The following is a 12,475-nucleotide window of genomic DNA, read 5'->3' on the forward strand; positions in this document are numbered from 1 at the left end:
GTGATAGAAATGACGATTAAGAAGAAGTTATTGCTTTCTAATTTGGGTATGATAATAGTTCCTATTCTTTGTTTTTTTCTGATAGAAATAGTCCTAGGGATGATGTTTTTTGTCTTTCCGAATCAAGAGATGGAAGAAAACTCATTGCGTGCCTTTGTCAATTATCGTTTCCTCTTGATGTTACTGGTGATTATTCTGACTAATGCCGGGTTAACTTATCTGGTATCACGTACGATTATTGGACCGGTTCAACAGTTAGGGGAGGCAGCTAATCAAATCAAGGCAGGAAATTTAAATCAGGCAGTCGATACAAACTATAAAGGCGAGTTAGGCGATTTGGCGACAAGTTTTGAGGCAATGCGGAAGAGTCTCAAGGACGCACAGGAAAAGGAAGCGATGTATGAGCAAAATCGTCGGGAGTTAATCTCAAGTATTTCTCATGATTTACGGACACCGGTTACTTCGATTAAGGGGTATGTACAAGGGGTATCAGATGGTGTGGCGAATACGCCAGAGAAACTGAATCGATATATGAAAACAATTAGTCAGAAGACAAATGAGTTAGAACGAATGATTGATGAATTGTTTTTATTTTCTAAGTTAGATGTGGAGCAGGTCTCCCTCCAGTATTCTTCTATCGACATTGATCATTTTCTTCGTGATATTATCGAGGAATGGAGCTTCCAATATCCAGAAATTATATTTGATTATCAAACAGGGAGGATAACAGATTTGGTATCTGGTGATCGGGAACAGCTTTATCGTGTGGTAAGCAACATTCTGCATAATGGTTGGAAGTACAAAGGCGCTCTTCCGCTTCATATAGCTATTTTTGTAGAACAGGTGCAGGACGAGATCAAAATAGCGATTACTGATAATGGAATAGGTATAGCGGAGGGGGCACTTCCTGGTATATTTGACCCCTTTTATCGCAGTGATTATTCCCGCAATTCGGAGACGGGTGGAAGTGGTCTCGGGTTGGCTATTGTAAAAAAAATTGTAGAGGCTCATGGCGGTGAAGTTTATGCCAAGAGTGAAATGAATCTTGGGACAACCATTTATTTCTCTATTAAAGCAGGTGAACAACATGAAACAAGTATTGATCATTGAAGATGAACAAAGTATTGCCGAACTACAAGCGGACTATTTGGAGGTGGCAGGGCTTGAGACAAGGATTGCTCTTACTGGTCAGGAAGGATTACGTCTTGCTAGGCAGGAAGAGTATGACCTAATTTTACTGGACCTAATGCTGCCAGAGGTCAATGGTTTTGAAATATGTCAGAAGCTGCGTGCAACCCTGGATATACCCATTCTTATGGTAACGGCACGTAAAGAGGATATTGATAAGATAAAGGGATTTGATCGAGGCGCTGATGATTATATTGTGAAACCATTCAACCCAAATGAATTGGTGGCGAGGGTAAAGGCGCATTTAGCTAGATATCAGCGTTTAACACAACAAGGATCCAAGAAGGATCTGCTTGAAACAGGGAATATGTTAATTGATACTCAAGCACGACGGGTCTACTTAGGAGAGCAAGAATTAATCATGACAGCAAAGGAATATGATTTGCTCGTTTTTTTATTAACCCATCCCAATCAAGTATTCACCAAAGATCAGCTATTTGAACAAATTTGGGGATGGGATGCGATTGGTGATAATACAACCGTTACGGTACATATTCGTAAAATTAGAGAAAAGATTGAAAAAGATCCTTCTCATCCTTCGTTTATCGAAACGGTTTGGGGTGTAGGTTACCGCTTCCGCAAAGAATAGCGTTTTTGTTAATATGATTACCGGGTAATAATAGGGAGGGAGGTGCATGTTGTGAAGGAGCTTCCAAACAAAATAAAATACTTAGGTATGATCGCACTTGTTGCCTTGATCTTCTTTTTCGGATTAGCAACGGGGATTATGCAGGGGGCTGAGTTTAGACTAGACCATTACTTTTTTGAAAAAGCCGATAATATCAGTGGTGACCTTCTCTATTCATTGATGTCATGGATTACACATGCAGGGTCTGTCTGGTTTTTGACGGTGGTCACAGTCGTCGTGACTGTACTATTACTGTTTAGCAAGCTTAGTAATTGGTATAGCGTGTTTTTATGTATAAATATGCTCGGTATCAGCCTTTGGGTCAAGGGTTTCAAAAGAATATTTGAACGAGAGCGTCCAGAAATATTGGCACAGTTTGATGGGACCGGTTATAGCTTTCCTAGTGGTCATTCGGCAGGTTCGCTGGCGTTATATGGGATGCTAAGTTTTATTGCGTGGAAATATATTTCCAATCAGAGGGTGAAGTGGCTAGCTGTTGTTTCGTTCTTGTTGCTTGCTTTAGTTATTGCCTGCAGCAGAGTGGTTTTGCAGGTGCATTACGTTACGGATATTATGGCGGGTATCGCCTTAAGTACGGTTTGGGTATTTATTTGTATCGCTGTGCTGGAGCATTTTCTTGCCCGGAAGAAATCGATTGGTTAAGTTGTTACAAGTGAATTTCTCGTGGAATCTTGCTATACTTGTAAAAGTAACGAACAAAAAGTAAGCAAGGAGGAAACAACTTGTCAGAACTATTTCAACCATTTCAAATAAAAGATTTAAACTTGAAAAACCGTGTCGTGATGGCACCCATGTGTCAATATTCTGTAGAGAAACAGGATGGTACACCAAATGATTGGCACTATACCCATTATGTATCACGTGCAGTCGGTGGAACCGGTCTGGTCATTGTCGAAATGACGAATGTGGAACCAGATGGACGTATCTCTAATCAATGTCTCGGTCTATGGTCAGATGATCAGATTCCTGCTTATCGCCGGATAACCGATGCCGCACATCAGCAAGGTAGTAAAATAGCCATTCAGATTGCCCATGCCGGAAGAAAAGCAGAGGATACAGAACACCCTGTTGCGCCTTCTGCGATTGCATATAATGAAACATCCAAACAGCCTAGGGCGCTTACTACCACAGAAGTAAAGGATATGGTAGAGAAATTCAGACAATCGGCTCGTCGTGCAGTCGAAGCAGGTTTTGACGCAATTGAATTACATGGGGCGCATGGTTATTTGATTCATCAGTTCCATTCTCCTTATACGAATAAGCGTACAGATGAGTATCAGGAATATACGCGTTTTGGTTCGGAGGTTATTCAAGCCGTCAAAGAAGAAATGCCTGAGGGTATGCCACTTCTCATGAGAATTTCTGCGACCGAATTTGTAGAGGAAGGTTATACTTTGGAAGATGGCGTGGAAAAGGCGATAGCTTATCAAGAGGCCGGTGTAGATATGTTTCATATTAGTGCTGGAGGCGAGGGAGCGATTTCACCTACTCGCCACCCAGGTACACATCAAGGCTATATGCTACCTTTTGCTCGGGCGATGCGTGATGCGTTAGACGTTCCTACCATTGCGGTTGGTTCGTTAGACGATTCAGCTTTGGCTAATGCGGTTATCGGTAATGCCGATGCCGACTTGGTTGCGATTGGCCGCGGTCTACTGCGTGATCCGTATTGGGCGATACATGCTGCCCGAAAGCTCCAGCAAGAAATCGAAATTCCAAAGCAATATGCCCGTGGCTTTGCTTAGCTGTAAAAGATGTCATCATGATTGGTGACATCTTTTCTTTTTCTAGGCTTTACATTACAATAGGTGAAGGGAAAGCGAGGCGAGGGATAAATGAAACAAATTGCCATGATAACTGGTGTTAGCCGACCAAATGGTATCGGCGCTGTTATTTGTCATAAATTAGCCGCGGAAGGGCTCGATATCTTTTTTACTCATTTGACTTCAGCCGATATATACGCAGAGGAAAAGAATTACCCTCAACAATTAACAAAGGAATTGAAGAACTATGGCAGGCGTGTAGCGGATTTGGAAGTGGATTTGACTGAATCTAACGCACCTAACCAAATCATCGAGGAGGTAAGGCGTACATTAGGGGACCCAAGTATCTTAATTAATAATGCTACTTTTGAAGCCCCTGCCAATCTGCACAATTTATCAGGGGAACTGTTGGATAGGCATTATCAAGTAAATAATAAGTCGACAATCTTATTGAGTACGTTATTTGCAAAGAATTTCGAACAAGCATTTCCAGGTGGAAACCATGGAAGAATTATTTTCATGGTGTCTGGCGGACCAGATCCAAATAACTTGGCTTATATTGCCACAAAGGGAATGTTAAAAGCCATTACACCACCTTTAGCTGTTAATTTAGCTCCACTTGGAATTACCGTTAATGCGCTAGATCCTGGGCCAACGGATACAGGCTGGATTACTGCATCGCTGCAGCAACAATTATTGCCGCTATTTCCAGCAGGACGAATTGGGCAACCAATTGATGCAGCGAATATTCTTTCTTTATTGATCAAAGAAGAAGCGGATTGGTTAACCGGACAAGTTATCGAGGCAAACGGTGGATTTATGGGAAAATAAAGGAAAACTTCATTCAGTGAAGTTTTCTCATACTTATTAGTGCCACCAATCAAACTCCAGTTACCCTGTGGTAAACAAGCATTAAACAATGGAAAAGGAAGTGAAGGTGTGCAATTTAGACCATGTATTGACTTACATCAAGGACAGGTAAAACAGATTGTGGGAGCAACGTTAAACCAAGCTGATCACCAAGTAATAGAAAACTATGTTTCGACATATGACAGTCGCTATTACGCAGAGATGTTTAAACAAGATCAACTTAAAGGCGGTCATGTCATTATGCTTGGGGAAGGCAATAAAGAAGCGGCGATCAAAGCATTAGCGGCTTATCCAGGAGGGTTGCAGGTAGGCGGTGGTATCAATGCAGACAATGCACAGACCTTTCTGAAGGCTGGCGCTTCTCATGTGATCGTTACGTCCTATATTTTTCAAGATGGTGAATTAAAAATCGAACGTTTAAACAAATTAGTGGAGACAATTGGCAAAGAAAGATTAGTCATCGATTTAAGCTGTAAACAAAAGGATGGACAGTGGTATGTGGTCACCGATAAATGGACCAAATTCAGCAATATTGCAATTAATCCAACAACGATTAAGAAGTTAGAAAAATATTGTGATGAATTTCTGATTCATGCTGCAGATGTAGAAGGAAAACGTGCTGGAATTGCGGAAGAACTAGTCGAAGCATTAACTGCTTCTGTTTCGATTCCGACAACTTATGCAGGTGGGGTAAGCTCGTTGGCTGATTTACAACTGTTCGAACGGCTTACGCAAGGTAAGCTACATGTTACGATTGGCAGTGCCCTCGATATTTTTGGTGGAGATTTGTCCTATCAGGAAGTAGTTGACTATTGTCAATAACATGTTGAATGAAGAGTAACTTCTATAAGAAAGATCAACTAGTGTACTTACCCATTTTTTCAGGAAAGTACACTAGTTTTTTGGTAAATAAAGAAAACATTCTTTGCTGCAATGGTGAGGTGAAATGGTGATATACGTGGCATAGCAAGTCTGACTATATTACAGAAAGGATCCGTATAAGTGATAAAGAATAAGATAGTTTTTATCATTCTATTTATTTATCATTGCTGAAAAGTTTGTTACAAACTTAAAGCATTACTCCGGTTTCTCCATAGTAATTAAATTTTCTAAGTCAGTAATGTAAAAATCAATATCAGGGCGTTGATCAATGAGATCAAGCTGCTCTAACTTGAAGAAATTCACCTTTCGGTAGGGATCATAATCAATCACCGGTAAGGTATTCGTTTGTAAAATATATTGGTCTACTGCACGTTGAACTTGATCTAGTGCTACTGCTAGATGTTTTTCCTCCTCTGGAAATAACTCGTACGTTTCCTTCGACATGTAATAGGGTTGATTTGGAATCGCCTTCAAAAATGGGGTGAGTAGGGAATAATCAAGTGATCTATCCTCATTAATGAGCACCCTTAGTGGAATATGAGACGGTAAATCTTGTTCAAATTGCTGGATGGCCTGTTGCAATTCCTTTATAGAAATGTCTCGTTGTGGGTATTTTGTATCTTCTTTTGGTTGCTTCTTAAACCACATCAACGTCTCCTCCTTTATTTGGGCAAATTTCTTCAAAAAGTCGTACTGAGTGCCTCTTTTTACAAGAATTATACCAAACATTGATCAAGTTGGTCGAATTTAAGCTGAATATCGGGTAATTTAGCTTATTTTATTTCCAAAATGCCCTTTAATTGCTATCTTTAAGTAGAAAAATTTAAAGGAGGAATTAGATGAAAATAAGTAAGGAAACAATACCAGAGATTAATCCGAATACATTGGCGATTGTTGGGTTTCAGGATGATGATGGATTTTTTACAAGGATTGTTGAACAGGACGAAAAGGATGATTATGAAACCACATGGAGTACACATCAGGTAATGAATTACACGTGCAAGGGTTTTGGAATTAGTTTGCAAGGTTTGTTGGATGGAACACGTATGCTGAGCGGTATCACCCATAAACCGCCTATTGCGATTGATCGCATAAGTGGTATGTATTTTTTTCCGGTAGAATCCCCGCTGAGAAAATCTTGCACCTGGATTGCCCACTCTCATGTGCTGGAAGTGGAAAGAGAAGATACACATTTCACCAGAGTTGTATTTAAAAACGGTCGTGATATACTGCTGAATGTCTCCTATGCAAGCATCATCAATCAGGTCTACCGAACAGCACAATACCGCTACTTATTAAGCAACAATATCGAACATGTTTTAGAACATTCTCAATTTGTCTCAGAACCACCCTTACATCGAAAAAGATAGTTACTAAAAGCAATGGCGGGTATTCTAAACTGTGAAATTGCCCCGACATTGGCTTGAAGTATAGAAAGTGTTAGGCAAATGCTTGTGTAAAGTACTTCACGGCACTTGCCTAACATAGAAAAATAATCAAACTTGTCACATGGGAAACTGGACTGCTTGAGCACGCACTTTAAGTTATTAAAGTTTCATCTTCTCTTCTTGGTTGGTTTTAGCTGTCAGGGCATGTGCTAACAGTTCTTCAAATATAAAGGACACTTTCCTTCGAATAGCTGGATTGAAATAATTACGTTTCTCTTCTCTCCCTTTGCAGATAAATAAATAGGAAGTGAAGGACATGTCATGGGAATGAGGGAGGGCTTGCACCTCCAGCTCTTCTTTATTCATTTCTTTAATCAGCTCCTCCCTTTCCTTTATTGCTTGCTGCTCCATCTCTTGTAATAGTTGTGTATATGGTTCGGTTATTTTGAAGGGAGAGTTTTGCTCTAATTTCCCTAAATCATGTCTAATTACTGTTAAGGTCATGGATAAAAAGAGAAAACGTGACGCTAGGTTCCATTCATGTTTGTTCAAATATCTCATGTGTCATTCTCCTCCTATAAAGGAACGTTTGTTCTATTTTAATATAATGTACATAAAATTGCAATAAAAAGGGGAAAGAAAATAAAAGAAAGATGTGAAAGATTGGGCAAATGAAGCAAAAAATATTAGAATAAGGGTAAGCCATACTTTGAACTTCTTAAAGGAGCTAGAGGCGGGATGATCCTATATAGTATAAACAATATTGAAAACATTGATGTTACGGAGATAAAAGATTTATTTGAGGCCAATGAATATGGTCAATTAGTAGATATCTTATTAAGCAGCTATGAAAGCTTAGGTCCCCTTCCAGGATTTTTCTTACCTTTTATTGAAGCTTTCTTACCTTTTTTGCCGATTATTGCTTTTGTTATTACCAATGCAGCGGCTTATGGTTTATTAGAAGGTTTTCTATTATCGTTAGCGGGGACAAGCTCAGGTACCATTTTGGTTTTTATGCTAGTTAGACGTTATCAACATTTGCGATTCTTCCGCTGGTTAACGTCAAATAAACAGGTATCCAAGGTAACCAATTGGTTGACTAGACATGGTTTTGGTCCACTGTTTTTGTTACTATGTTTTCCTTTTTCTCCATCAGCTATTATTAATGTAGTAGCTGCCTTATCCAGGATAAATTTCTATCAATTTGTGCTTGCTGTTTTACTTGGCAAAGGCGTGATGGTGTTTACCATTTCATTTGTGGGGGATAGTTTGGCTTCTTTTGCGCAAAATCCTGTCAAGACGATCATTGTAGCCATAGGAGTAGCTCTACTCTGGGTCGCTGGGAAATATATTGAAACTTATTTACATAAGCGGTCGGAAGAGAAAAAGAATAAATAAAGGATTAAAAAATGCCAAACAGGGAACTTATTAATAAATGTTCCTTTTGGAGGAAAGGCTATGTGGAAAAAAAGAGTATCGATCATTGTTCGTAGTCTGGTGGTCACCATCATTTTGGTATTATGTCTCAAGCCTTACTTGATAGCAAATTATGAAGTGAATGGAAAATCAATGGAACCTACTTTGCATGATGGTAATCTGCTCATGGTCAATAAAAGATTGTATGATTGGGGAGCGATTGATTATTTTGATGTGATTATTTTTCATGCAACGCAAGATGAAGATTATGTAAAAAGGGTGATCGGAAAACCAGGCGACCAAGTTGTTTATAAGGATGACAAGTTGTTTATTAATGGTAAAGAAAAAAAAGAGCCTTATCTTGAACCTTATCGTGAACCTAATCAAACATTAACAGAGGATTTTACCCTGTTAGAGGTTACCGGAGAGAAAATAGTACCTGAAGGAAAGTTGTTCGTCCTAGGGGATAATCGAATGAACAGTCGTGATTCCAGAGAGATAGGCTTTGTGGATCAAGAGACAGTGGTAGGTAAGGTAAATATTCGTTACTGGCCAATTTCTGAATTAAGCTTTCAATTTGCTGATTGAAGTAAGCGCTTACTAATTTAGTTGCTGTATAGTTGCCTAAAAAGTTGAATAGGGGGACCGTTTAAGGTCACGATAAATGATCACGTTGGGCAGGGGAGGGGATAGCAAGGTGCTCGTCCACAAAAATGCTATAGGAATCCGAAAATTAACATTGCAGGATGAATCTCTATTGACCAAATGGCTGTCCGATCCAGATGTACTCGCTTATTATGAAGGACGCGATCAATCATTTGATCACAGAAAAACAAGGAAGATCTTTTACCTGAATGGTTCTCCAACAGTAAGGTGCATCATAGAATATCGCCAGCAAGCCATTGGATATATACAATTCTATCTTTTAGATACCTCAACCAAAACATCATATGGCTTATCGGAAAAGAGAATATATGGTATGGATCAATTTATTGGTGAGACGTCTTACTGGAATCAAGGAATTGGTGCACAGTTTGTTGAGTTGATGGTTGTTTATTTAGTAGAGCAATTGGGGGCGCAGCGAGTCGTTGTAGATCCACATAAAAGTAATATTCGTGCGATACGCTGCTATGAAAAATGTGGTTTTGTGAAGACGAAAACGTTAGCGGATCATGAATGGCATGAAGGAGACTATCGTGATTGCTGGTTAATGGAATATACAGCAAGTAATAAAGAATGAGGGGTGTGCCCTAACGACTGAACACAATAAAACACGGCTATGCCAAGATTGATCAAGGAATAGCCGTGTTTTGTCTAGGATTTTATTTGATCTTGGTATAACTCTTTACATACCTTTGGTGCGGTCCAGAAGGTCGTTAATAATAATAAGACTACTGGTGCTGCCGTTACAACGATGAAGGATTGCAATGCATTAATACTTCCTTCACCTAAAGAAACCAACACGATGGCTACCGCTCCCATAATAATCGCGTAAAAGGCCCTTAGCCAACGTGGTGGGTGGCCATTACCAGAGATGGCCATGGAAATCGTTAAGGACATTGAGTCTGTCGTGGTTAAGACGAAAATAATGGTTGCCAATAAGAACAAGAAACCAAAAATTTCTCCGAACGGCAATTGTTGTGTAATAGCCATCATTGCTGCAGGTGGCCCAGCCTCATCTAAAGCCGTAGAGATAGAGCCAGGAGATTGTAGTTCTTGGAAAATACCTGTCCCACCTACAACTGTAAACCAAAAAGTTGTAACAACTGGCGCAATAATAGCGACCGCTAAGACAAGCTCTCTGATCGTACGCCCTCGAGATATCCTGGCGGCAAATATAGCCATCATCGGACCATAACCGACGAACCATGCAAAGAAGAATATTGTCCATAGACTAAGCCATGCCTCATCTCCTCGATAGGTATTCAGCGATATGAAATCATTCACGTAAAGACCAAATGATTCAAAGAAATTATTAAAGATGAACAATCCTGGTCCGAATGCCAAGACACCGATTATCAACCCTATCGCTAAGATAACATTAAAACTGCTTAAGAATTGAATTCCTCTATGAATCCCAGTTACCGCAGAAATAGCCGCTCCAATCACTAATAACACAATGATGGTGATATGCAAGCTTGTTGTATTAGATAAATTGGTTAGGGAGCTAATCCCATAACCAGCCTGCAATCCCAAGAAGCCGATAGGACCAATAGTTCCTGCTGCAACAGCAATAATAGAAAAGGCGTCGACAATGGTGCCGAACACATTGTTTCTCATGATTTTCTCGCCAAAAAAAGGATATAAAAATGCTCGGGGTTTTAAGGGCATGCCTTTGTGATAATGGGCATACATTAAGACGATGGTACCTAAAGTTCCTAATATTGCCCAAGCTAGGAAGCCCCAATCAATAAAACTTGTCGTTAAGGCCGGGACTATTGCATCAGGTGTACCACTTTCTATCCCAGGAAAATTAGGAGGTGTCGTAAGAAAATGACTCAAAGGTTCAGCTGCCGCCCAAAATATACCACCGCCAGCCAATAATGTACACATAATAATAGAGATCCACTTAAATGTACTCATTTCCGGTTTGTTCAGATTTCCTAAACGAATTTTTCCGTATTTGGTTATGGCTAACGCTAAGGCAATAAAAAAGGTTCCTAATAGTGTCAATTGATATAGAATACCAAAATAAGTAACCGATATGCCAAATAATTGATTGACGGTATTGGCTACCAAGTCTGCATTGATAAGTGCTGCAATAACAAAAAACAACAAGATACCCCCGCTTACTAATAATGATGGGAGATCCAGTGAAGTCTTTTTCCTGAATTATTCATAGAAAAATCTTAATAGCTTATAAACCCATACCTGACAAGTAACTATGAAAGATATGAACTGCATCAAATAAATGAAAAAAGAACCCGTTTCTGATAAGGTTAAACTGCGAAGAAATAACCAACAGAAAGGGTTCTTACAATGGCTACTTTACCGCAAATCACGCTTGATTTCAATCGCAAAATAAAACTATCTCATGATGGAGGCGAATTATCCTCTGATACCGGTGAAATGGTGTTTCGGGAATTCGATGAAAAAATCGGCTTTTCTGCAACTTTGGCAGAATATTTATAACTCATCGACGAAAGGCGCTACTATGTGCATGCGAATGAAGATTTACTGCGTCAGAAAATCTATCAAGTCATTGCTGGATATGCGGAAGATGATGCAGCGGATGCCCTGATACACGATCCGGTATTTACGCAAATCATGGGGAAAAATACGCTTGCTTCCCAGCCAAGCTTGTCTCGTTTTTTAAATCGTTTTGACGCGCAGTCCATTACTTCTTTACTTCAAGCCAATCAGGTATTACTGGATAAAATGCATACACACCGGAAATCCAATGCGATTATTTTTGATTTAGATTCCACGCACGCCGATACGTATGGCAAACAGGAACAAGCTGCTTACAATGCTCATTACCGTACCATTGGTTTTCATCCCATGGTTGCCTTTGAGGGAGTGGAAGGTGATTTTCTCAAATCCGAATTGCGTCCGGGAAATGTGTATACATCCAATGGCGTTGTCGGTTTCGTTCGTCCGCTTATCGAACATTACAACGAAAAATTCCCATGGATCACTCCATTTCTGCGTGCAGACAGTGGTTTTGCCGTTCCGGAACTGTATGATTTATGCGAAAAAGAATCGGTTTCTTATGTGATTCGCTTAAAGTCCAATGCCAAACTGCAGCAACTGGCAGATGAGCTGCATCCAGCTTCTGCCGCCAAAGATATGAGCGAGTCCGAGTGCTATGTTGAAGAGAGCGACTATCAGGCAAAATCATGGAAAAAAACACGAAAAATCATTATTCAATCCGTTCGTCCTGCAGGAGAAATGTTTTTCACACACAGCTTTTTTGTGACCAACTTGGGAGATGTCTTTTCTCCGCAAGTGATTGTGCAGTCCTATCAGCGAAGAGGCACGATGGAAAACTACATCAAAGAAGCGAAAAATGGTTTCGGCCTGGATCGCATGAACAGTCATTCTTTTCAGGCGAATGAAGCTCGGATGATGTTGAGCTTACTAGCGTATAACTTAACCAATTGGCTGCGTACGCTTTGTTTTCCAGAAGGACAAAAACAGATGCAAATCCAGACCATTCGTACACGTATGATTAAAGTTGCCAGTAAATTAGTGAAATCAGGGCGTTCTTTCTATTTCAAACTGGCTTCGAGTTTTGTGTATGCTTCTTTCTTCTGGAATGTGCTACGAAACGTTCAACAGCTTCAGTTGGAGTGAAAGACAAAAGGAAATATCTAGAA

The 12,475-nt window shown here is 39.9% G+C and carries 13 protein-coding genes and 1 pseudogene; 11 read left to right on the forward strand and 3 right to left on the reverse strand.

Annotated features, from left to right (window positions below):
* The first annotated feature begins 9 nt into the window (after nucleotides 1-9).
* From BN6556_RS02910 to hisA, 6 genes are all read left to right on the forward strand, one after another.
* Nucleotides 10-1,110: a sensor histidine kinase gene (locus BN6556_RS02910; protein WP_066186973.1), complete on the forward strand. Its 1,101-nt coding sequence runs from the start codon at nucleotides 10-12 to the stop codon at nucleotides 1,108-1,110.
* Nucleotides 1,088-1,777: a response regulator transcription factor gene (locus BN6556_RS02915; RefSeq protein ID WP_066186975.1), complete on the forward strand. Its 690-nt coding sequence runs from the start codon at nucleotides 1,088-1,090 to the stop codon at nucleotides 1,775-1,777. Before BN6556_RS02910 ends, BN6556_RS02915 begins: the two co-directional genes overlap by 23 nt.
* A gap of 51 nt (nucleotides 1,778-1,828) precedes the next feature.
* Nucleotides 1,829-2,479: a phosphatase PAP2 family protein gene (locus BN6556_RS02920; RefSeq protein WP_078059903.1), complete on the forward strand. Its 651-nt coding sequence runs from the start codon at nucleotides 1,829-1,831 to the stop codon at nucleotides 2,477-2,479.
* Between the two features lie 80 nt (nucleotides 2,480-2,559).
* Entirely contained in the window at nucleotides 2,560-3,582 is a 1,023-nt protein-coding gene (locus BN6556_RS02925) for an NADH:flavin oxidoreductase/NADH oxidase (protein ID WP_078059904.1), read from the forward strand.
* A gap of 90 nt (nucleotides 3,583-3,672) precedes the next feature.
* Nucleotides 3,673-4,431 carry an SDR family oxidoreductase gene (locus BN6556_RS02930; RefSeq protein WP_066186979.1) on the forward strand — a complete coding sequence of 253 codons (759 nt, stop codon included), beginning with the start codon at nucleotides 3,673-3,675 and terminating at the stop codon, nucleotides 4,429-4,431.
* Nucleotides 4,432-4,539: 108 nt separating this feature from the next.
* On the forward strand, nucleotides 4,540-5,292 hold the full coding sequence (gene hisA, locus BN6556_RS02935) for a phosphoribosylformimino-5-aminoimidazole carboxamide ribotide isomerase (protein ID WP_066187396.1): 753 nt from the start codon (nucleotides 4,540-4,542) through the stop codon (nucleotides 5,290-5,292).
* Between the two features lie 255 nt (nucleotides 5,293-5,547).
* Here the strand turns inward: hisA and BN6556_RS02940 are convergent, their stop codons facing one another.
* On the reverse strand, nucleotides 5,548-6,000 hold the full coding sequence (locus BN6556_RS02940; RefSeq protein ID WP_066186982.1) for a DUF3939 domain-containing protein: 453 nt from the start codon (nucleotides 5,998-6,000) through the stop codon (nucleotides 5,548-5,550).
* 191 nt (nucleotides 6,001-6,191) lie between these two features.
* Between BN6556_RS02940 and BN6556_RS02945 the strand changes: the two genes are divergently transcribed.
* Nucleotides 6,192-6,722: a competence protein ComK gene (locus BN6556_RS02945; RefSeq protein WP_066186985.1), complete on the forward strand. Its 531-nt coding sequence runs from the start codon at nucleotides 6,192-6,194 to the stop codon at nucleotides 6,720-6,722.
* A 177-nt stretch (nucleotides 6,723-6,899) separates the two neighbouring features.
* Here the strand turns inward: BN6556_RS02945 and BN6556_RS02950 are convergent, their stop codons facing one another.
* Nucleotides 6,900-7,301, reverse strand: coding sequence for a hypothetical protein (locus tag BN6556_RS02950; RefSeq protein WP_066186988.1), 402 nt, complete (start codon nucleotides 7,299-7,301; stop codon nucleotides 6,900-6,902).
* A 177-nt stretch (nucleotides 7,302-7,478) separates the two neighbouring features.
* Between BN6556_RS02950 and BN6556_RS02955 the strand changes: the two genes are divergently transcribed.
* The 3 genes from BN6556_RS02955 (at nucleotide 7,479) to BN6556_RS02965 (ending at nucleotide 9,396) form a co-directional block, all read left to right on the forward strand.
* A complete protein-coding gene (locus tag BN6556_RS02955; RefSeq protein WP_066186990.1) occupies nucleotides 7,479-8,138 on the forward strand; it encodes a TVP38/TMEM64 family protein in 660 nt (219 codons plus the stop codon).
* 60 nt (nucleotides 8,139-8,198) lie between these two features.
* Complete coding sequence (gene lepB, locus BN6556_RS02960) at nucleotides 8,199-8,744, forward strand: signal peptidase I (RefSeq protein ID WP_066186993.1); 546 nt, start codon at nucleotides 8,199-8,201, stop codon at nucleotides 8,742-8,744.
* Nucleotides 8,745-8,853: 109 nt separating this feature from the next.
* Nucleotides 8,854-9,396, forward strand: coding sequence for a GNAT family N-acetyltransferase (locus tag BN6556_RS02965; RefSeq protein ID WP_066187399.1), 543 nt, complete (start codon nucleotides 8,854-8,856; stop codon nucleotides 9,394-9,396).
* 74 nt (nucleotides 9,397-9,470) lie between these two features.
* On the opposite strand, the gene BN6556_RS02970 is transcribed toward BN6556_RS02965, so the two are convergent.
* A complete protein-coding gene (locus tag BN6556_RS02970; protein ID WP_066186996.1) occupies nucleotides 9,471-10,970 on the reverse strand; it encodes a BCCT family transporter in 1,500 nt (499 codons plus the stop codon).
* Between the two features lie 165 nt (nucleotides 10,971-11,135).
* Between BN6556_RS02970 and BN6556_RS02975 the strand changes: the two are divergent.
* Nucleotides 11,136-12,452 (forward strand): annotated as a pseudogene (locus tag BN6556_RS02975) (IS1380 family transposase).
* Nucleotides 12,453-12,475 lie beyond the last annotated feature (23 nt).

The sequence above is a fragment of the Gracilibacillus timonensis genome, from assembly GCF_900086715.1.
Lineage (GTDB): Bacteria > Bacillota > Bacilli > Bacillales > Amphibacillaceae > Gracilibacillus > Gracilibacillus timonensis.